This is a genomic window from Natronoarchaeum sp. GCM10025321 (assembly GCF_042663585.1).
Classification (GTDB): domain Archaea; phylum Halobacteriota; class Halobacteria; order Halobacteriales; family Natronoarchaeaceae; genus Natranaeroarchaeum.
Genome location: NZ_JBHTAN010000006.1, coordinates 1,546,066 through 1,567,124, shown reverse-complemented (window position 1 = coordinate 1,567,124; position 21,059 = coordinate 1,546,066). Strand labels below are relative to the sequence as shown.

Below are 21,059 nucleotides of genomic sequence, written 5' to 3'. Positions count from 1 at the left end.
CACCTGAACGGTCTCGGCGCAGTATCTAAAGCGATTGGGTTTGGTGCGACTGCCTCGGCCGGCCGATTTCGTGGCGTCACCACTAATGCAGTGCCCACCATGGGTGCTGATATGAACGACGAGGAGACGGTCGAACTCAGTCTGGTCGACGCGTTCACCCGGGAGCCACTCGCCGGCAACGCCGCCGGCGTCGTCAGGGCGGCCGACGACCTGGGCGACGAGCAGATGCAGTCAATCGCCCGCGAGCTATCGGTGAGTGAGACGGCGTTCGTTCTCGAGAGCGCCGACGCCGACCGCGCGATCCGCTATTTTACGCCCCAGCAGGAGGTCGACCTCTGCGGGCACGCGACGGTTGCGTCGCACGCACGACTGGTCGAGACCGGCGTGATCGATCCGGGCACTCACTCGCTCGCGACGAACGTGGGCGTCATCGACGTCGAGGTGACCGAAGACGGCGTCGTCTGGATGGGCGGCGACTCTCCGACGGTCCAACCCGTCGACGTCGGCTACGATCGGCTGTCCGACGCGCTGGGTATCGACGAAATCGCGCTTTCGGAACCCGGCGTCGAGCTACCGGTCGCGGTCGCCTCGACGGGTGAACCGTTCCTGATCGTCCCAGTCACGTATCTGCAGGCATTGCTGAACGCCGATCCGGATGACGACGCCATCGATGCGATCTGCGAGGAGGTCGGGGCGACCGGTATCTATGCGTTCACGTTCGACGCGCTGGATCCCGATTCGACGTTACATGGCCGGGCGTTCGCGTCGCCGGTCGGCATCTCCGAGGATCCCGTGACCGGGACGGCGAGCGCCGCCGCCGGTGCGTATCTCCGACAGATGAACGCGTTCGGGGGCGAACTCCCCGAGGAAATGCTGTTCGAGCAAGGCCACGTGATGGACCGACCGGGAACGGTTCGGGTCCGTGTCGGCGACGGCATCTCGGTCGGCGGGCGGGCGGTCACCGCCCTCGAAGGGAGAATAGCAGTACCGTCGATCGAGGACGACGAGATTCTGCAGGCCTGAGCAGTTCGTCCGGCCGTTCGCGTCCCCGCTCTCTGACTACCGGTCGCCAGTCGCCGGGTCGGGTTCAGTGTCCGGCATATCGGACGGATCGCCGTCTCCGGGGCGCTGGCTTCCTGTCGCAGATCCGGCTCTTCCGTCGATCTGATCGCTGGTCAGCGAGTCGGCGTGGTCCTCGATACCGAGGCGGTCGATCTGCTGGCGGGTCGTCTCGACATCCGTGTGGATGTCCGAGAGCCGATCGTCGAGTACTTCCAGGATTTCGCTTTTGACCGTCTGCGTGTCGAAGCGGTCCGCCATCTCGTTCTCGGTTGCCTCAGTGAGGGTCATGTAGAACGCGGCGGTCTTCCCGACCTGCCAGACGACGAACCCGAGAAGAATCAACGCAGTGCCAACTACGAGACCTGTCACGTCCACCGTTGCATTGCCGGCGGTTCCCGGAAGCTGATTCAGTACGATATCGACGAACCCGTACCAGACGCCGACGGCCGCGAGTGCCGTCCCGAGGAGGAACGATACCAGCGCGATACCACGGTAGTAGATGGTCCACCGCAACGCTTCTGTCAGTTGCATTGGCGGACACCAGTGCCCCAACTGATATAAATATTGGTCGGGAGAGGTACTCGTATGTGAGTCATATTCTTAACTATTAATCCGGTAGGTTCTTTAGTTGCGTCGTAAACTGTTCCAATACAGATGCCAGTACACTGGCTGGAAGAAATCGGATCGGACGACATCGAAGACGTCGGGGGAAAGGGCGCGTCCCTCGGGGAACTGACGAACGCTGGACTGCCCGTTCCACCCGGGTTCGTCGTCAGCGCTGGCACCTACCGCTCTTTTATCGAACGTGCCGGTATCGACGAGGAACTGTTCGACACCGTCGACGTCGACGTGGAGGATTCCAGCGCGCTGGCGGCGGCCGCCGAGCGTGCGCAGACCCTGGTCGTCGAGAGCGATTTCTCCGAGGACGTTCGCTCGGAGATACTCGACGCCTACCGGTCGATCAGCACGGATGACGCGGGCGGGGAGCCGTTCGTTGCGGTCCGGTCGAGTGCCACCGCTGAAGACCTACCGGACGCGAGTTTCGCTGGCCAGCAGGAGACCTTCCTCAACGTCCGCGAGGAGCGTCTCCTCGAACGGATCCGTGAGTGCTGGGCCTCGCTGTTCACGCAGCGGGCGATCTACTACCGGCAGAAACAGGGGTTCGATCACAGCGCGGTCAACATCGCCGTCGTCGTCCAGCGGATGGTCGACGCGGATCGAAGCGGGGTACTGTTCACCAGTCACCCGTCGACTGGAGATCAGCGGATGATTATCGAGGCCGCGTGGGGACTAGGCGAGGCGGTGGTCTCCGGCGCAGTCTCCCCGGACAACTACGTGGTCGACCGATCCGAGGGCGAGATTCTCACGGCGACCGTTACCGACAAGACGGTGATGCAGGTCAAGGATCCGGAGACCGGGGAGACCGTCGAGAAGTCGGTCCCCGACGAACGCCGCGAGCAGCGCGTCCTCTCGGAAGCGGAGATACGGGAACTGGTTGCTCTCGGCGAGCGCGTCGAAAAGCATTACGAGACCCCACAGGACGTCGAATGGGCAATCGTCGATGACGAGGTGTATATGCTCCAGTCCCGGCCGATCACGACAATCGACACCGGGAGTGGCGACGCGTTCGGGACTCCGGAGTCACCGGCCGAGGAGCTTTCGGGCGGTGCGACCGCCGAAGGGAACGTGACCGATGGTAGCGGTGCCGTCGCCGAGGGTGAAGCCAGCGGCGGTGCCGGTGACGACGTACTCGTCGGCGGACTGGGCGCGAGTCCGGGTACGGTCTCGGGGGCCGTTCGGATCGTCGACAAACTCGACGAACTCGACAAGGTCCGGGAAGGGGACGTGATCGTCACCGAGATGACGACGCCGGATATGGTCCCGGCTATGAAACGGGCATCCGGAATCGTGACGGACGAGGGCGGGATGACGAGTCACGCCGCGATCATCTCGCGCGAACTGGGCGTTCCAGCGGTCGTCGGGACACAGAGCGCAACGACTCGTCTCGACGACGGGCAGGTCATCACGCTCGATGGCAAGCGAGGAACGGTGACAAGTGGGGCCTCTACGACCAGTTCGGAACCCGAGACCACCCCCGCCCCGACACCGTCGGCCGCCAAACCGATGACCGCAACGGAGGTGAAGGTCAACGTCTCGATTCCTGATGCCGCGGAGCGTGCCGCTGCGTCGGGCGCGGACGGCGTCGGACTGCTGCGGATCGAGCACATGGTGCTGTCGCTGGACAAGACGCCCGAGCGATACGTCCAGGATCACGGTGCCGATGCATACGTCGACGAACTGATCGACGGGATCAGGACGGTCGCCGACGAGTTCTATCCCCGTTCCGTCCGCGTTCGGACACTCGACGCGCCGACCGACGAATTCCGCGAACTCCAGGGGGGTGGCGACGAGCCTGAAGAACACAATCCGATGCTTGGCTACCGCGGGATCAGACGAAGTCTCGACCGGCCGGAGGTGTTCCGTCACGAACTCGATGCCGTCCGCCGCCTGTTCGAGATGGGCTACGACAACATCGAGCTGATGTTCCCGCTCGTCAACGACGCCGAGGATGCCCGCCGCGCTCGCGAGCAGATGGTGGAGGCAGGGATCGATCCGGACAAACGCGATTGGGGCGTAATGATCGAGACGCCTGCGAGCGCGCTGAGCGTCGGGGAGATGGCCGAAACCGGGATCGACTTCGTCTCGTTCGGGACGAACGATCTCACCCAGTACACCCTCGCCGTCGACCGGAACAACGGTGCTGTCGCGGACCGCTTCGACGAACTGCACCCCGCCGTCCTCGAACTGATCTCCTCGACGATCGAGACCTGTCGCGACCGAGGGATCGAGACGAGCATCTGCGGGCAGGCCGCCTCGAAGCCGGATATGGTCGAGTTCCTCGTCGAGGAAGGTATCTCCTCGCTCAGCGCGAATATCGACGCCGTCCGGGACGTCCAGCGCGAAGTGAAGCGAGTCGAACAGCGTCTGCTACTCGATTCGATCCGGTAGCCGGCGCTCCAACTCGGACGGCCTCGAAACTGTACGTTTATGACCGTCGGGGCGAAACACGGCGGTCATGAGCGACGCGGACTTGCGGAGGAGAGTTCGGTGAACGACGAGGCGACGGTGTTCGTCCCGGGACATATCACTGGATTCTTTACGATATCCGAGGACGACGACCCGACGAAAGCCGGGTCGCAAGGGGCCGGACTGGCGCTCTCGGACGGCGTAACGGTCACCGTCCGAGCGGCCGACGAGCGTGCTATCTACCTCGACGACACCAGTATCGAAGTGGAGGCAGTCGACCGCGTGCTCGACGCGCTGGCTGCCGACGTGCTCGTCGACGCGGAGAGCGACCTGCCGCTCGGGGCCGGGTTCGGGGTATCGGGAGCGCTCGCGCTCGGAGCGGCGCTGGCGACTAACCAGGTGCTGGATCGGGGGCTCTCGGAGAACGAACTGATAACGATCGCACACGGCGCAGAAGTGCAAGCGGGAACCGGCCTCGGCGACGTGGTTGCCCAGGCAAAGGGGGGGATCCCAATCAGGCTGGAACCGGGTGGGCCACAGCACAACGTGCTCGATGCTGTACCTTCGCGCGTGCGCGTCGAGTACATCCATCTCGACGAACTCTCGACCGAGTCGGTGCTCGAAGAGAGCGGCGAACTCCTCAACGACGCGGGCGAGAAAGCGCTCTCGCTGCTCGTCCGGGAGCCGACACTGTCGAGTTTCATCTACGCCTCTCGCGGGTTCGCAAGGGAGGCAGAACTGTTGACTCCCCGGGTCGGGGAGGTTATCGACGACGTCAGCGCGGCCGACGGACAGGCCTCGATGGCGATGCTCGGCGAGACGGTGTTCGCGCTCGGAACGGGCCTTTCGGACGCTGGCTACGAACCAGAGCACTGCAACACGTATCCTGCCGGTGCAGTTTTCAAATGAGAGAACCGGCGGTCTGTCTGTACCCTAACCTGCTTTTCAACCCTCTTAATCCCGACATAGTTTCTTTTCTCATCCGCGTGCATATAATGGGTAAATTGACTGATCTATCAGTAGAAAATCATTGGCAGCGGTCGCACAGCAATGTTTAAGAGCCGTATTATCAGAGTACTGTCATTTTTGTTGCAGTTATCATTATTAATAATTGCCGGAAGGTTTTTTGATTGATCCAGTAAAGGGTGTAGCGAATGGCAATTGATGATGCCGACCAGTCGGGGTCAAGTGGATTCGAGTCCGCCGATGAGTCGGCCACTCCCGACGAAGACGATTCTTCGTCTTCGGACCCGACCCGGGTCGGGGAGTACACGTGGGCCGATTTTATGGAGGAGTTCGGGTATGGCGACGAGGTCGATGCTCTCTATCCGGATCCGCCCGAAGAACAACTGGGATTGGACAGCGGGCAGGACGGAGAGGAGGTCGAACCACCCAAGCCCTCCGGTGACGACTGGCAGAACACATCTCTAGATCCGTCGACATATCTGGGTTTCCACCCCGACGGATTTGCCGAGGTCGTCAGCGATTACGCCGCACCGTGGGGGAAAGACTGGGACAGAACGCTCTGGGAGTATATCGATCCGGTCCAGACTGCGGTAGTCAAAGACGAGTACGAGTGGGAACATTTCAAACAGGAGTTCTACTACGAGGGGCGCGGGACCGACGTCGAAGCCCCAGAGGATTCGAACGGCGAGCCGATTCCATGGGAACCGGCCGAGTATCTGGGGTTCGAGCCTGAGACTGTCGAAGGCAGATTGCACGCGGCAGGGGACCGAGCGGAGATACTCTCCGACCTCGTCGACGAGCGGACGGTCAATATCCGCGACGAAGTCGACGAGGACGACTTCTTCACGACTAGCGAGGGCCACACTGCGGTCGTCAATCGGTACGATCTGGAAAAGTCGGTGCCGATGGCGAAGAAACTCCACTTCCGGGAGGAAAACCGGTACTGGGTGAACAAACCCTACGCCTTCGTCATCCTCTTTCACTCCGAAAAGGAAAACGAAAAGAAATACTACCTGATCGAACCGCACCAGAACGAGATAGAGGAGAACCTGCGCGAGTTCCTGACGGGAAAACTCAGAACGGCGATCAAGTACGCCGACGACGAAATCGCGACCGCTGGCGACGAGGAAATGCGAAAAGGCGTGCTCGACAGAGAGACGAAACGCCTGCTCAGACGGTACGATCTCTTTAGCGCTACCGATGGGCAGGAAAGCGGGATCGTCGACGAACTCAAGAAACTGATGGGACAGGACGTCGAGGAGCCAGAGGACGACGGCGCACTCGATGGGATCAAAGCGCGTCCGGAGCCGTCAGTCCTCGGCGACGATCCCGAGTCGCTAACGGAGTACCAGGTCGAGAAACTACTCTACCTGCTGAAGCGGGATTTCATCGGCTACGAGCGGATCGACGGGATCAAACACGACATCAACGTCGAGGACATCTCCTGTGACGGCTACAACTCCCCCGTCTTCGTGTATCATACCGACTACGAACAGATCATCTCGAACGTCTACCACGGGAAAGAAGAACTCGACGACTTCGTCGTCAAGCTTGCCCAGCGCTCCGGGAAGGGGATCAGTAAACGGCGGCCACAGGTCGACGCCACGCTGCCGGACGGTTCGCGCTCACAGCTAACGCTCGGCCGTGAAGTGTCCGACCACGGGACGAACTACACGATCCGGCAGTTCAAAGACGTCCCCTTTACCCCGATCGATCTGATCAACTGGAACACGTTCAGCCTCGACGAGATGGCGTTCCTCTGGCTCTGCATCGAGAACCACAAGAGCCTGATCTTCGCCGGCGGTACGGCGTCCGGGAAGACGACAAGCCTGAACGCCGTCTCGCTGTTCATCCCATCGAACAGCAAGATCGTCTCCATCGAGGACACGCGGGAGGTCGAGTTGCCACAGCGAAACTGGATCGCCAGCATCACTCGACCCTCCTTCTCCGACGACGACGAGGGGGACGTGGACGAGTTCGATCTGCTGGAGGCCGCACTGCGACAGCGCCCCGACTACATCGTCATGGGCGAGATCCGTGGCGAGGAGGGTCGAACCCTGTTCCAGGTCATGTCGACCGGTCACACGACCTATACCACCTTCCACGCCGACAGCGTCGGCGAGGTGCTCAAGCGATTTACGACTGACCCGATCAACGTCTCGAAGACGATGTTCACGGCGCTGGATCTGGTCTCGATCCAGACCCAGACGCGGGTGCAGGGCCACAAGGTCCGCCGGAACAAAGAGTTGACCGAGGTCAACCACTACGACGCCGAGAACGACGAGATCAACGTTCAGGACGTCTACCAGTGGCAGGCAGAGACCGACGAGTTCCTCAAGATGGGCGAGTCGAACACCCTCGAAGAGATCAAGTTCGACCGAGGGTGGGGACAGGAACGACTCGACCGTGAACTCCAGGAGCGACGGACGATCCTTGCGTACCTGATCCAAAACGACCTCAGCGAGTACAGCAAGGTCGCGGCGACGATTCAGGCGTACATCAACGATCCGGATACGATCCTGACGCTGATCGCGAACGGCCAACTGGAGGACAGCCTCGAGGACCTCCGCGAGATGGAGAGCGTTCTAATCGACGTCGATCCGGAGAAGGAAGCGCTGGTCCCACGACCGACCGCCAACGAGGAGGGAATGAACGAGGCGACGGATATCCTCGAACGCGCACAGGAGTCGATCTTCGAGGAGTACCGCGGCGAGACGCCGAGTGGCCTCTCCGGTGCGTTCGAGGCGGACTCCGAAGCGGACGAGGCCGAGGACGACGAGGAGGATACCGACGAGTTCTCGTTCGATGCGTCGGAGGACGACGCGTTCGGCGTCGACGAGGAGAACTTCTCGTTCGGGACGGAGGAGGTCGACGACCCCGACTGGCTCTCCGGAGACGACGGGTTATTCTTCGGCGGCGACGGCGACGAGTCGACGGCCGAAGCGAGCGCGGAACCGGGCGAGTCGGAAGCCGTCGCTACAGGTGCCCGCGACGCCATCGAGAACCTCTCGACGGAGTCAACGGATGCGGCGGACACAGTAGAGACGCCGGCCTCGCAAGGTGGATCCGACCTACCGGCTACCGTGTCGAACGATTCGGCCGGGGGCGAGGAAGCCACTACCGCCGAGCCGGCAGAGACGGGACCGTCCGGCGCGGAGTCACCGGAGCCAGACCCTGCCCCTGAGACACCTGCCGATACCGAGGGGGAGGTCGATGACGAGACGAGCGGCGAGGAGACTGATGATGCACCGGGTGACACTGATTCGATCCAGACCGCCGATGCCGCCGACGGGACAGTTCCGGACGGCGAGAACGAGACGCCGGCAAGCCCGACGTGGGACGACGAAAGCACGGAGTCGTTCGAGGGCACCGACGAGACGGACAGTCCGGCTACCGACACCGGCAGCGTCTTCGGCGAGACGACCGACGACGGCGGCGTATTCAGTGATAGCGACGACGATGGAGACGATGGGTCCCTGTTCGACGACCGGGACGAAGGGATGTTCGGCGAGGCCGAACCGGAGAGCGAGTCCGACTCCGAACGGGCGTCGAACGCTGAGACCGACTCGGCGGGCGCGACTGAGGCGGACAGTCCGGACGACGGAGACGCGTCTTCGCCTGACGAGCCGGAGATAACGATCGAAGTGCCGGACGAAGAGGAACTCTCGAGCACGGAGACCGACGACGACGGTGACACTGAAACGGTCAATACGTCTGCACCGGAGCCTCCAGAGACGCCCGAGACGGACCATCCGGAGCGTCCTGACGACGACCCGTCGACGGGGTCGGAAGCGGACGAGTCCACTGATCCGGACTCCCACTCTGACGATGCCGATGACAGCGGTGACGAGACTGTCTTCGACGAAATCGATAGCGACGAGGACGGCAGCGCCCTCACTGAAATAGACGAAGAGGATGACGACGACGGTGGGATCGTCGACGAGCGGATAGAAGGGTTCGAGTACGTCGACTTCGGGCCCGAGGACGGTGAGGACTGATGAGCCTCGACACGACTGGTGGGCCGAGCGGTGGCGGCGGGTTCGGTTCCGGCGACGGTCTCGGCGACGCGTTTTATCCGCTGTACGAGCGATTGTTTGCGGACGATAGCGATTTCGTCGCCGACGTCGAGCAGAAACTGGCCGAGGCGCGGATGCCCGCGACCGTCGAGATGTATATCTCCCGGGCGCTCGCGATCGGCGTGATCAGCGGCGTCATTCTGTGGGCACTCGGAACGTTGCTCGGCTACTCGCTGGTCGCGATGGGGCTGTTCGGCCAGGAACCGCTTCTGGGGATCCCGATCTCGAACGATGCATTGCTGGAGCTAGTTGTCAGCCTTCGCATCCCGCTGGTCATCGCCGTTACGGGGCTGGTGTTCGGAACGGTCGGCTTTGCGGTCGGTTTCGGTGCGCTCGTCGCGGTACCGTACTCTCGCTCGTCGGCACGGAAACGCGAGATCAACATGCTGTTGCCCGACGCGGTCTCGTTCATGTACGCGCTCTCGGTCGGGGGGCTCAATCAACTGGAGATCCTGCAGGCAATGGCGAACGCCGAGGACACCTACGGCGAAGTCGCCCGCGAGTTTCAGAGCCTCGTCCAGGAGACTGAGTACTTCGATACCGACTACCGGACGGCGATCCGCAACCAGGCGATGACGTCGCCGAGCAGTGAGTTGAGCCAGTTCATGACGGATATGCTGTCGATCGTCAACAGCGGCGGTGACATGCAGAGTTTCCTCAACGACAAGAAGGAAAAGCACATGCGGACCGCGAAACAGCAACAGGAGATGACCCTCGAAACGCTGGAACTGTTCGGGGAGATGTACATGACCCTGTCGCTGTTCCCCCTCTTGCTCATCATTATCCTCGTCATCATGGAGATGATGGGCCAGGATCAGACGACGATGCTGTACGGGACCGTCTACGCGCTGGTTCCGCTGACCGGCCTCGGTTTCCTCGTCCTGATCTCGACGGTCAAGGAGGACGACCCCGGAGACGGCTATCTCAATCCTGAAGGATCGAGTCAGTGGGTGAAGGTCGACACTGATACCGGTCTCCTCAATCTCGGCCTCGTCGAGGAGTATACCGGCGATTTCGGCGTGTTCGACCGGATGAAAGACCGGGAGGGAACCTACGAGACGCTCAAGATAATCCGTCGGCCACACATCTTCTTCAGAGATAACCCCCTGATGACGCTCGTACTGACTGTCCCTGTCGGACTCGTCGTTATCGTCACGGCGCTTGCCTCCGGTTCGGTTCCGACGTCGTGGGGCGGATTACAGGAGAACGCGATCTGGGGGACGTTCGTCTACGTCTACCTCCCCCTGTACATCGTGCTGTTGCCGCTGACGGTCTTCTACGAGTGGAACACCAGACACCGCAAGAAGGTCCTGAGTGATATGTCCGACAGCCTCCGGAAGCTTTCGAGCGCAAACGACACCGGCATGACGCTGCTGGAGTCGTTCAGCACGGTTTCGGACACCTCCTCGGGGAAGCTTTCGACGGAGTTCGAGACGATGTACGCGAAGGTCAACTACGGGATGAGCCTTCGCGACGCACTGGTGGAGTTCAACAACAAGTACCACATGCCCCGGATGGCACGGACGATCAAACTCATCAGCAAAGCCCAGGAGGCATCCAGCCAGATCACGGACGTCCTGACGACTGCTGCGCAGGCGAGCGAGAATCAGGACGACATCGAGCGCGAGCGCAAGTCCCGGACCCTGATGCAGGTCGTCATCATCATCATGACGTATCTGACGCTGCTGGCCGTGATGGCCATCCTCCAGACGCAGTTCCTCGACGTGATGGCTGGACTAACCGAGGGGGCGGCCGAGTCCAGCGGAGAACTCCAGGGGGGCGGTGGCGGACCGGAAGCGCTCGGATCTGATCTCGACACCCAGCTAATGTCGATGCTGTTCCTCCACGCCGTAACGATGCAGGCGGTCCTCTCGGGGATGATCAGCGGTTACATCCGCGACGCGGAGATCCTCAGCGGGATGAAGTTCGTCATCGTCCTCATGACTATCGCACTGGTAACCTGGATGATCATCGGCTAACATGGAGCGTAACAGCATCTCCGTTGGCGGTCTCTGGACCGATGAGCGCGCCCAAACGGCTCAGGACTTTGCCATCGGTATCAGCATCTTCCTGCTCGTCGTCGGCGCAGTCTTTGTGTACTTTCCGACGCTGTTCACTCCCTACGGACAGGCGATCCAGGGCGAAGACACGAGCGCGCAGGCCGAGCGCGTCGGGATGTTGATCGTCGACGGTGGGGACGAGCGGAACATGATGACAGAGGTAGATATCGATCGATGGTTCGAGGACGACGATCCGGAGGTACTGCAGGCGGAGGCCGGGCTGGCGTCGACATCACAGGTCAACGTGACGATTACGCCGTTGTCGCCTGACGAAACCGATCCGATTGAACTGCAAGATCACGGCGACGCGGTAGTCGGTCACGAGTACCGTGGGCAGGACTCATCGTCGGTCTCGCGTATCGTACAGATCGACGATGGTGAAATCGACGCTGCTGACCAGGGCGACGTGGCGTATCGACTCACAGTGAGGGTATGGTAATCATGTCTGACAAACGCGGCCAGGCGTTCACGCTCGAAGGCGTCATCGGCGCGATGATCCTGCTAACTGCCGTCCTCTTCGCGCTGAACTCCGCTGTCTTGCTCCCGTCGACCGGCGAAACCGGGAATCAGGCACAGATCGAACAGGAGGCCAAAGACGTCATGCAGATCGCCGCCGACGAGGGGCACCTTACTCAGATGGCGCGGTGCTACAATACGACCGAAGAAGAGTGGTTTGGCCAGGAAGGGACCGCGACGGCACCGCCCAATGATACGGAACTCCAGACACTCCTCGATGACACGTTCGGAGACCGGGACCGGTCGTACAATCTCGAGATCAAGTACGCTACCGATACCAGCACGGAACGAGTCACCTACCAGGGTGCGTCGACGCGTAACGGCGTGACAGTGAGCCGAACAGTAACGCTGTACGAAGACGAGCCGCTCCTTCGCGAGAGCGGGAGCGGCACCTCCTGCGCCGACCCTGAAGAGGAACTCAACACGTTATCCGACGATGGAGACAACTACCCCGTTACGCGAGGTGCTACCAGCAACGATTACATATACAACGTCGTCGAGGTGCGACTGACGATCCGATAATCATGACTGGAACCACACGCGACGACCGCGGCCAGTTGATCCTTGTTGGAGCCGTCGCTCTCTCACTAGTGCTGATCGGTATTGTCGTCGTCTTTTCGACGACGCTTTTTACCGCAAACATGGCGGCGAGTTCGACGAATGCAGGCATTTCGGATGGGTCGGCGGTCGAGTCAGACGTTAACCGGACGGTCGCCAGCCTCGCCCAGCGGGCCAACAACGACTCTGCCAACGGCAATTACAGCGAGCGTACGACCGCGTTCCATAACTCGATCAAAGAGTATGATCGACTGATCGCCGAGCGATACGGCGACTCGGGACCAACTATCGTCTCGATCCCACCCGATGAGGTTAGCACCACAAAGTCCAGCGATAAGATCGATACGGTCCAAGTGACAGTGATATACGAGACGCGCTCGGTGACGAAAGAACGAACTATCGAGGTGACCGTCTGATGAGCCGAAAACGATCACTTCCGGCCGACCGCCGCGCCGTCTCGGTGACGATCACGCACGTCCTCACGATTGCGATCACGACGATCCTGATCTCCGGGCTGTTGATCGGGACGGGGACGCTACTGGACAACCAGAAGGACCGGGCGACCTACGACGAGAAGTCGACGATCGGCGATCGGCTGGCAACAGAGATTACGGCCGTCGATCAGGCCGCTCAGCGCGCGGACGGTGATCCGGACCCTGCTACAGTGACAGTGCAAACCGAGCATCCGCGACGGCTCTCAGGGGGACAGTACTTCGTCACTCTGTACGACGACGATGCAGGCGAGTGCGATACGTGGGATCCAGACCAGTGTCTCGTGATCGAATCCGGGCAAACGGACAATGTCGAAGTACCCCTGACCGTCGAGACGGATATCGATACCTCGACGACCGTGCAGGGCGGCGATATCTGGATCCACTACAACGGGAGCAAGATTACCATCTCACAGGAGCGGCCATAATGATCGGACCAGAGCGGACCAGCGACGAGACGACCTCGGCCCGTGACCGCGCAGTCAGCGACTTGCTGGCGTTCGTGCTCGTCTTCGGCGTCATCATCACGTCGGTCGGCGTCGTCTACGTCTTCGGTATCGGCGCACTCGGCGACGCCCAGGCGGCACAGCAGGACCAGAACGCAGTCCATGCCTTCGAGTCGATGGGAGCGTCGTTCAACGACCTCCAGACGAACCGCGGGCAGGAGCGACTGAGCGAGTTGAATCCGCGCGGTGCGCGGATGAGTATTGACGAGGACGCACCAGAGCTAACGATCAATGGAATCGATGAAAACGTCGACCAGCCAGTCGGCGCGATGCACTACGACAACGACAATACGCGGATCTCCTACGAACTGGGCGCGGTGTTCCGCTCCGACGACGAGAACAGCGTGATGATTCGCGAACCCGAGTTTGTCTGCCGGGATGCCAGTGGCGAGACTCGCGCGATAGTCTCGTTCGTCGACATCAAGCGTGATGGCCCCGTAGCCATCGGCAGCGACAGCACGATGCAGATCGGTGCGATTCAGAACGGTCAGCAGGCGTATACGCACGATAGTGACGAAAACATCGAGCTCACGATCAGGGATTCCTCGCACGCGGATGCGTGGGCACGATACTTCGACGAATCCGGCTGGTCGGTGACCGATCCGGACACTATCGACACAGGTGACGACTTTACTGCAACCTGTGCCGTGGGCTCGGACAACAGCGTCGTCGTCCGCAGCACCGACGTCGAACTGAGTCTGGAACGCAGCGAGAGTTAAAACGAGTCGTCGATCAGACCGCTTTTTCCGCTTCCGCCTGCACGAGGTAGGCTCTGTCGTCGCTGTACTGGCTGACCTCCTCCAGCGCGGCTTCGGTGCCGATCTGGTTGAGTGCCCACGCCGCGCTGGCGCGGACGGTGTCGGAGTCGTCCTCCGCGAGGACGTCTGCGAGCGGGTCGATAGCGCGGGTGTCGCCGATCAGGCCGAGTGCGCGTGCGCCGCGACTGCGGAGTTCCTCGTTGTCCGAGTCCAGTTTCTGTGCGACGCCCTGGGTGGCTTCTTGAGAGCCGATCTCGCCGAGGGCCTTGATGACGACCTTCTGGAGTCCCGGGTTCCCGTCGCCCTCGATGTATTCGAGGAGCATCTCCACCGGTTCCTCGGAGCCGATCTTGCCGAGAATACGAATGGCGTCCTGGTCGCGCTTCTGGGCGCGCTCCATCATCGGCTCGACGGCTTCCTCGCGGGCCATCCGTTCGAGGGCTTCGAGACAGTGCTCTTCCATGAAGTCGGAGTCGAGCATGTCAAGCGCGATCAGGATCTTGTCGACGTCGCCGCGTTTCTCGAAGACCTTCAGCGCGTGCCACTCCGGCGGGAAGTCCTTGCGGTGGTCCAGCACGTCGTAGAAGCCGTGGTGATCGAGCTTCTCCCGGACGGAGAGATCGTCCCACGTCTCGGCCGCGTCGAGGTCGTCGACGAGCTGTTCGGCGGCGTCGAGTAACGTTCCGATGGCCTCTGCGTCGTCGTCCGCGTCGAGGCCTGCTGCTTCGATCGTCTCGGCGGCGTCTTCAAGCGTCGCGACGAAGTCCTCGATCTCCGGGTCTGCGGCGAGTTCGACCGAGGAATCGAGTTCGTCGTTGACGCTGCCGACGAAGGTTTCGATGGCCGTCGCGACCCCGTCCAGGCCGGTTTCGGTCCACTCGGCGGTCTCGATCTCGTCGATCGCGACCTCTATCTCCTCGACGACATCCTCGTCGTACGGACCGCGTGCTTCTTCGAGTTGTTCTTCGAGGTCTTTTTTCTCGTCTTCGATCTCCTCCTCGGGCGGATCCTCGTCCTCGTCGTCCGGATCCGGGAGATCGGCGGCTTCCAGATCCGTTTCGAGTGCGTTCAACTCGCTCTCGACCTCGTCGAGATCGATCTCGGTTTCGGCCTCGTCAAGCTGTGATTCGATCGCCGAGAGCCGTTCCCGGAGCGCGTCGATCGTAAGCTCTGCCTCGCCGTCGTCGCCGTTATCGTCGTCACTCATGTAGACCCTCCATGCCCTGCCCGCTACGCCGGAGCGTGACCGGACTCATATAGTCTTATCTCTTACCGTACGCCTCCTAAGCGTTTCCTTTCGTGCTCAGCGACGGAACACCATCACGCCAGTAAAACCGCGGACCGAGAAGCATGTATGCGAATGCGAGCGAAAGCAGCGCGTACGGGAAGGTTCGCCCGGCCCACGTCGGGATCAGGATCGCAAGCGCGTGCGTAACGCCCATGATGAACGCGTCTCTGGCGAGCAGATCCGGGTACTCGACCGGAGCGACCATGAGATAACAGAACAGTGCCGTCGCGCCGAGCAGGTAGTACGGATCGGCAACGCCCGCCAGGATTCCCGCACCGATGACCGTCGCCGCGAGCGTAGTCTGGATCCCTTCCGTGTACGAGTCCCGCGTGTCGTAGGCGGTGTACATGCCGAGGCGGAGGACCGCCATCGCCACGAACAGGGCGGGAATCCCCAGTACGAGTGCGGACTCCACGGTCAGCGCCGGCACCGTAACCCCCAGACCGTCCCGCGCGACGACGAAGACGATGACTGCGGGCGCGATGGCGAACGATGCCACATCTGCGAGCGAGTCGAGATACGGACCGGCGGGCGAACCGCCGTACTTGCGGGCGACGACGCCGTCCAGACCGTCGGCGATTGCCGCCAACAGCAGTAGCCTGGCCGCGGCCAGCGGATCCGCAAACGCCACTATTACGGTCAGAAAGCCCAGGCCGGCGTTCGATATCGTCACTGCGTCGGCAAGGCTCATCCGACCGACGAACCGTGGCTGCATATGCCCGTGGAATGCCCACGCGAGACTTACGTCTTTACATTCGACTCGTACAGTCGCGTGGGACGTTCCAACTGCGAACCGTTCGCTTGCGGATCGCGGCACCTATATTCGTGAAGTCCTGACACGCATCTATGGATCGTCGCACGTATCTCGCCACCCTGGGCGGTGCCACTGTCGCCGGGTTGGCCGGCTGTACGGTCTTCGGCGAGCAGGAGTACGACGTCGGGATGACCGCGAACGCGTTCAAGCCAGACGAGTACGAGGTGTCCGTCGGCGAGACCGTCGTGTGGCGAAATACGAGTTCGCGAAGTCACACCGTCACCGCCTACGAGAATGCGATCCCCGAGGATGCCGAGTACTTCGCCTCGGGCGGGTACGAGAGCGAGCAAGCGGCCCGCGACTCATGGGAGAGCGGTCTCGGCGGGAACATCGAAGTACAGGAGACGTATAGCCACACCTTCGAGACGCCCGGCGAGCATCACTACGTCTGTATCCCACACGAACGCCGTAACATGACCGGCGTCATCGTCGTCACTGACGAGGAGTAGCGACTCGGCGAGAAGCGCACGAAAGAAATCGGTCGAACTGCGCGTTCAGACTTCGACGTCTTCTTCGTCCACGTCGACGGAGGTCTCTTCTTCTGCAGCGACCTCTTCGGGACGTGCTTCGAGTCGGGTCTTCTGGATCTCGACGCGGCGGACCGGGTAGATGGTCTTCGCTTCGCCGTAGATCGCACTGGAGAGGCGCCCCTCGACGATGCTGTCGAGTAGCTCCTCGAAGGAGCGCTCTGCGCCCGCTTCCTCGACGATGTCGATCATCTCGCGGCGGATCGCCTGCTCCTGGCTGGCGTCTGCCTTTTTCGTCGTGAACGCGACTGGCTGGACCTGTATGCGGTAGTCGTCGGTCGTCAGGACCGTGATGTAGGCCTCGATCTTCGAGGCGCCGCGGCGGACCAGCGAACGCAGGTAGTCCCGCGTGAGTTCGTGTTTGATGAACTCGGTGTACGCGGCGTCGCTACCGACGTCGTTGATCTTGAATTTCAGTTTCGTGTTGTTCTCGCTGGCGTCGTTACGGATGTCGCCCAGCGTGGTTTCGATGTTGCGGCCGAGAACCTGTTCGGGTTCGTCGGCGGGTGTTTCACCGAGCTCCTCGCGGTCGAACTGTTCGGGAGCGTGGACGGTGTACCACCGCTTTTCCTGTGCCTGCTTGGATACGGATCGTTCACTCATGATTGTGTGTTGGTGTGTCGTTCTGCGTGCTGTACGATCTGCGTTGCGACGTCTACGTTGACGACGTAGTCGTCGACGTTCGTCTGTAGTCCACCCGTGGTCTCGCGTTCGATAGTCGTTTCGACGCTTGCGGGGTCGCCCGTCTCGGGATCGACGCGCGTCTCCATCTCGTCGGTGTTGTCCGGCCGGATCGATCGTGCGATCATCTCGGCATCGGCCAGTTCCGTTCGGATGGTCGCGCGTTTCATAGCGCCTCCCTGAACGCGGCGATAAACGCCTTCGTATCGCCATCGAATCTGGCGTAGCCCCGTTGCGAGGTGCCGGCGAACTCGCCGCCGATCTCCGCGACAGCGCGTTCGAGCGCTCGGTCGACTCCGGAATCGTCGGCGGCGGTGACGCCTGCCTCGTCGTCGGAGACGACCATCGCAACCGGTTCCGGCGAGCGATACTCCCGCAGGAGCCGTGCGGTCGTCCTGACTGGGGCGTCGTCGACGCGCGCGACGAACAGGCCGTCGTATCGGCCAGTCGTCCCGTCGCGCAGTCCCTCGTGGGCGCCCGCGGCGTGAGAACGCCACGCCGATAGTGCGTCCGCGCGAGCCTCGTAGCCGAGTGCCAGCGCGATACCGGTGCCCGGCGCATCGCATGCGACAGCCGAGAGGACGTCGGCGTACCCCTCGACCGTCGAAAACGGGCCGTCAGGGATCGCGTGTGGCGACAGCGCGCGCTCGATTGCTTCGGCCGCGCGCACGTCAGCCGTACCGACATCCGTCGCGTCTAGCGCGACGAGCGAGGCGACGCGTCGATACGCGTCGGCGTCTAGCTCGGCGGGCAAGTCGATCTCTGCAAGCGCCGCCTGCACCGCTCCCGGATCGCCCGAAAACGGCGCGTGAAACAGCGTCGAGTGGGCAAGCCCGTCCGACAGATCGTCGACCGGGCTCCCCACGCCGGGGCGTCGTTCGACGCCGTTCTCGCGGGCCGCTTCCAGCAGCGGGGCGGTCTCACCTGCGCCGACTGTCTCGCTCGAAGCGGCACCGGCGAGCGCAAGGACGGCATCGGCTGTCGACCCGAGTTCGCGTGCGACGTCGAACGCCGTAACGCTCGCCGGGCGATCGGTAGCCCGGATCGTCGGAGCGGTCTCGGCGGTAGAGCCCTCAGCACCGATCCCGACAGACACGACGAGCGTCTCGTCGTTGAGTCGGTCGCGGCGGCGGGCGTACGCCTCGCGCGTCTCGACAACGCTTACCTGAAACGGCGAACTACGGTCATCGAGTGCCCGGGCGAGGACACCGCTCGCTGCCAGCGAATCGCCATCAGCATTCGCGAACAGCCGGACGAAGCCGGCTTCTCGGAGCTGAGCGGCGATGTCACTTGCGGCGTCGGCGTCGGTCGGTGCTCGCCCGGTTGTAGACATCTAGATTAGCTCGACAGCGTTCTCGTAGGTGTAATCGAAGTCTTCGTCGATCTTGTCGCCGCGATAGTAGTTGGCCAGACGGCGAACCTTCGACTCGGTGTTCTGTAGCGCACGCTTGTTCTGGTGGTCTTGCGGGTTCTCTTCGACGTGTTCGTAGAGCCGCACGGCGCGGACGAGAAGATTGTACAGGTCCTCGGGAAGATCCGGGTCAGCGTCGTTCTCCTCGAGAATCTCGGATACTTTCTTGTCGGTCGCGAGCTTGACGTTCGGGATCGGCGTCCCTTTGACGCCTTCGTCGCGAAGGACGAGACCGATCTCGCTCGCGCTGTGTCCCTGTTCTGCCAACTCGACGACGCGCTCTTCGATTGCGTCGGCGTCGACGTCGCTCCACTCCGGGGGTTCGTCTGCCGCCGGGTGATCGGAACCGGCCGATCCGCGGCGACTTGTATGCATTCGTGCCATAGTTTGAGGATAGGAACCGCACAGACCGCTCAACGATACTCCGGCCGGTGGGCCGGGTTCACTTCCGCAATCCCAAGCCGCCCAAACGGACGGCGAGTCAGATTTGCGGCCGTGTTGTTCCCACCTAACCCTTGCTCGTGGTGCTCAAAAGCATTGCGACCTCTTCTCGCCGGGGCGTCAGGGCGTCACACGGAGACCGACCGTAGAGGCTCAGGCGTGCCGGCGAATCGCGGTCGGCCGACCCGTTCGTCACGTCGGACTCGCACTCTTCGGCTTTCCCCTGTCGCTGACGGAACGTCTCCGAGCGCTCCGCCAGTCGGGCCCGCGTGTCCGCGTCGGGCGCACATCCTCTAAAACCGATGAGGAAGGTCGTGATCAAGTCCCTTTCCGCGTAGGGGTTGAGAAAGCCCGAGTAGATCTCGACGGCCATCCCACCGACGTATGGCCCAGCCGAACGGTTCGAACGCCAGCGATAGCCCGCTCAGTACGGCGACGAGCCTCGTCAGCAAGAGGAAAGCATCACCACCAGAGCGTATATCGTGCCGACGAGCAGATTCGTCGCCTGTTTGCCGTTCTCTATCGTGCCGCCCGGCGACGAGTCCTCCCGCTCGAGTAATTCGAGGGGTTTATTTATCCCCATCGGGAACGTCTCATCGTCGACGCGGGCTCGTAGATCAGTGGTAGATCATCCCCCTGGCACGGGGAAGGCCCCGGGTTCAAATCCCGGCGAGTCCATTTCCATCCTCACATCGTTCGTCAGTCTATGGTCTCGCCGACCCTCGCAAACGCTGCGCGTTTGCTCAGTCCCGGCGAGTCCACTATTTTAGGTCGCGAACAAACTCGTGAGCGCCGCAAACCGGCGTCACTTCGTCGCCTGTAGTGGGGTTGATCATTAGCCTGTTGAGTTCCTATTGCCTGGTTCCAGAAAGTCGGTTCAGACATCTCTCGATGTCGCTACCGGAGTGCTTTTCGCTCCCGCGTTCGACGCTATGTGCATGAACGGGAACGACGAGCTAGAGATCTTGCTGACGAACGACGACGGGATCGGTAGCATCGGCATCCGGGCGCTACACGACGCGCTGTCGGATGTCGGCAACGTCACTGTCGTCGCGCCGGCAGACGATCAAAGCGCTGTCGGGCGAGCGATTTCGACGGAAGTCGAGATCGAAGAGCACGAGTTGGGCTATGCGATCCGCGGAACGCCGTCGGACTGCGTCGTCGCAGGACTGGAGGCCATCGGGCCGTATCCCGACCTGGTGGTCTCGGGCTGTAACCGCGGCGCAAACCTTGGTCAGTACGTCCTCGGTCGGTCGGGGACGGTCAGCGCCGCCGTCGAGGCGGCCTTCTTTGGCGTTCCCGCTATCGCCGTCTCGCTGTACGTTCCGACCGGTGATCTGGCGTTCCACGAGGTCGAGGTCACGCGCGAGGACTACGGGGAGGCGGTCCGGGCGACGGAGTATCTCGCGGACCACGCCATCGACGCAGGCGTCTTCGATCAGGCGGACTACCTCAACGTCAACGCGCCGATTCCGGGCGACGACACTGTGAAGATGGAGGTCACCCGTCCCTCACACGTCTACGACATGGATGCGACTCATAACGGCGATTCGATCCGACTACACGACCGGATCTGGGAACGGATGGCCGAAGCGGATATCGAGGACCCAGAGGGAACCGATCGGCGGGCAGTCGTCGACGGGAACGTCAGCGTCTCGCCACTGACTGCACCACATACGACCGAGCATCACGACTCGCTGGAGGGTTTAGCGAGTGAGTTCAGTCCAGTAAATTAACCGACAGGTAATCGAACGTTTGGTGAATATCGGGTTCCCAAATGATTATTTATAATGGATAAAGGTTTATAATCGAATCTTCATAATAATTCCTTGGCAAAGGATAGCAAAGGCTTTAGTTCGGGTCACTCCAAATCTTTA

20 protein-coding genes and 1 tRNA gene are annotated in these 21,059 nt (G+C 61.8%); 13 read left to right on the top strand and 8 right to left on the bottom strand.

Annotated features, from left to right (window positions below):
* Positions 1-111: 111 nt before the first annotated feature.
* A complete protein-coding gene (locus tag ACFQL3_RS10740; protein WP_377054093.1) occupies positions 112-1,023 on the top strand; it encodes a PhzF family phenazine biosynthesis protein in 912 nt (303 codons plus the stop codon).
* Positions 1,024-1,059: 36 nt separating this feature from the next.
* On the opposite strand, the gene ACFQL3_RS10735 is transcribed toward ACFQL3_RS10740, so the two are convergent.
* Positions 1,060-1,593 carry a hypothetical protein gene (locus ACFQL3_RS10735; protein WP_377054091.1) on the bottom strand — a complete coding sequence of 178 codons (534 nt, stop codon included), beginning with the start codon at positions 1,591-1,593 and terminating at the stop codon, positions 1,060-1,062.
* A 123-nt stretch (positions 1,594-1,716) separates the two neighbouring features.
* On the opposite strand from ACFQL3_RS10735, the gene ppsA reads away from it, so the two are divergent.
* The 9 genes from ppsA to ACFQL3_RS10690 all read left to right on the top strand — a co-directional run bounded on the left by ppsA (position 1,717) and on the right by ACFQL3_RS10690 (position 13,981).
* Positions 1,717-4,071 (top strand): phosphoenolpyruvate synthase, encoded by a 2,355-nt coding sequence (gene ppsA, locus ACFQL3_RS10730; RefSeq protein ID WP_377054089.1) that lies wholly within the window; start codon positions 1,717-1,719, stop codon positions 4,069-4,071.
* A 99-nt stretch (positions 4,072-4,170) separates the two neighbouring features.
* Positions 4,171-4,998: a pantoate kinase gene (locus ACFQL3_RS10725; protein WP_377054087.1), complete on the top strand. Its 828-nt coding sequence runs from the start codon at positions 4,171-4,173 to the stop codon at positions 4,996-4,998.
* A 245-nt stretch (positions 4,999-5,243) separates the two neighbouring features.
* Positions 5,244-9,053, top strand: a complete 3,810-nt coding sequence (locus ACFQL3_RS10720) for an ATPase, T2SS/T4P/T4SS family (RefSeq protein ID WP_377054085.1) — start codon at positions 5,244-5,246, stop codon at positions 9,051-9,053.
* Complete coding sequence (locus ACFQL3_RS10715) at positions 9,053-11,110, top strand: type II secretion system F family protein (protein WP_377054083.1); 2,058 nt, start codon at positions 9,053-9,055, stop codon at positions 11,108-11,110. Before ACFQL3_RS10720 ends, ACFQL3_RS10715 begins: the two co-directional genes overlap by 1 nt.
* A 1-nt stretch (position 11,111) precedes the next feature.
* Complete coding sequence (locus ACFQL3_RS10710) at positions 11,112-11,630, top strand: DUF7287 family protein (protein WP_377054081.1); 519 nt, start codon at positions 11,112-11,114, stop codon at positions 11,628-11,630.
* Positions 11,631-11,632: 2 nt separating this feature from the next.
* Complete coding sequence (locus ACFQL3_RS10705; protein WP_377054080.1) at positions 11,633-12,229, top strand: DUF7288 family protein; 597 nt, start codon at positions 11,633-11,635, stop codon at positions 12,227-12,229.
* A 2-nt stretch (positions 12,230-12,231) separates the two neighbouring features.
* Positions 12,232-12,681, top strand: coding sequence for a DUF7261 family protein (locus tag ACFQL3_RS10700; RefSeq protein ID WP_377054078.1), 450 nt, complete (start codon positions 12,232-12,234; stop codon positions 12,679-12,681).
* Complete coding sequence (locus ACFQL3_RS10695; RefSeq protein ID WP_377054076.1) at positions 12,681-13,184, top strand: DUF7266 family protein; 504 nt, start codon at positions 12,681-12,683, stop codon at positions 13,182-13,184. Before ACFQL3_RS10700 ends, ACFQL3_RS10695 begins: the two co-directional genes overlap by 1 nt.
* Positions 13,184-13,981 (top strand): DUF7289 family protein, encoded by a 798-nt coding sequence (locus tag ACFQL3_RS10690; RefSeq protein WP_377054074.1) that lies wholly within the window; start codon positions 13,184-13,186, stop codon positions 13,979-13,981. The genes ACFQL3_RS10695 and ACFQL3_RS10690 overlap by 1 nt, the downstream gene beginning before the upstream one ends.
* A 13-nt stretch (positions 13,982-13,994) precedes the next feature.
* Here the strand turns inward: ACFQL3_RS10690 and ACFQL3_RS10685 are convergent, their stop codons facing one another.
* Together ACFQL3_RS10685 and ACFQL3_RS10680 are read right to left on the bottom strand one after the other, a co-directional pair.
* Positions 13,995-15,227: a HEAT repeat domain-containing protein gene (locus tag ACFQL3_RS10685; RefSeq protein WP_377054072.1), complete on the bottom strand. Its 1,233-nt coding sequence runs from the start codon at positions 15,225-15,227 to the stop codon at positions 13,995-13,997.
* 76 nt (positions 15,228-15,303) lie between these two features.
* Positions 15,304-16,023, bottom strand: coding sequence for a protein sorting system archaetidylserine synthase (locus ACFQL3_RS10680; protein ID WP_377054070.1), 720 nt, complete (start codon positions 16,021-16,023; stop codon positions 15,304-15,306).
* A gap of 131 nt (positions 16,024-16,154) precedes the next feature.
* Between ACFQL3_RS10680 and ACFQL3_RS10675 the strand changes: the two genes are divergently transcribed.
* Positions 16,155-16,571, top strand: coding sequence for a cupredoxin domain-containing protein (locus ACFQL3_RS10675; protein WP_377054068.1), 417 nt, complete (start codon positions 16,155-16,157; stop codon positions 16,569-16,571).
* Positions 16,572-16,616: 45 nt separating this feature from the next.
* On the opposite strand, the gene ACFQL3_RS10670 is transcribed toward ACFQL3_RS10675, so the two are convergent.
* The 5 genes from ACFQL3_RS10670 to ACFQL3_RS10650 form a co-directional block, all read right to left on the bottom strand.
* On the bottom strand, positions 16,617-17,252 hold the full coding sequence (locus tag ACFQL3_RS10670) for a 30S ribosomal protein S3ae (RefSeq protein WP_377054066.1): 636 nt from the start codon (positions 17,250-17,252) through the stop codon (positions 16,617-16,619).
* Positions 17,249-17,500 carry a KEOPS complex subunit Pcc1 gene (locus ACFQL3_RS10665; RefSeq protein ID WP_377054064.1) on the bottom strand — a complete coding sequence of 84 codons (252 nt, stop codon included), beginning with the start codon at positions 17,498-17,500 and terminating at the stop codon, positions 17,249-17,251. Before ACFQL3_RS10665 ends, ACFQL3_RS10670 begins: the two co-directional genes overlap by 4 nt.
* On the bottom strand, positions 17,497-18,663 hold the full coding sequence (locus ACFQL3_RS10660) for an exonuclease RecJ (RefSeq protein ID WP_377054062.1): 1,167 nt from the start codon (positions 18,661-18,663) through the stop codon (positions 17,497-17,499). The genes ACFQL3_RS10665 and ACFQL3_RS10660 overlap by 4 nt, the downstream gene beginning before the upstream one ends.
* Positions 18,664-19,125, bottom strand: a complete 462-nt coding sequence (locus ACFQL3_RS10655; RefSeq protein WP_377054060.1) for a 30S ribosomal protein S15 — start codon at positions 19,123-19,125, stop codon at positions 18,664-18,666.
* 124 nt (positions 19,126-19,249) lie between these two features.
* Positions 19,250-19,555, bottom strand: coding sequence for a hypothetical protein (locus ACFQL3_RS10650; protein WP_377054058.1), 306 nt, complete (start codon positions 19,553-19,555; stop codon positions 19,250-19,252).
* Between the two features lie 233 nt (positions 19,556-19,788).
* On the opposite strand from ACFQL3_RS10650, the gene ACFQL3_RS10645 reads away from it, so the two are divergent.
* A tRNA-Ala gene (locus ACFQL3_RS10645) sits at positions 19,789-19,860 on the top strand.
* 260 nt (positions 19,861-20,120) lie between these two features.
* Positions 20,121-20,918 (top strand): 5'/3'-nucleotidase SurE, encoded by a 798-nt coding sequence (gene surE, locus ACFQL3_RS10640; RefSeq protein ID WP_377054056.1) that lies wholly within the window; start codon positions 20,121-20,123, stop codon positions 20,916-20,918.
* Positions 20,919-21,059 lie beyond the last annotated feature (141 nt).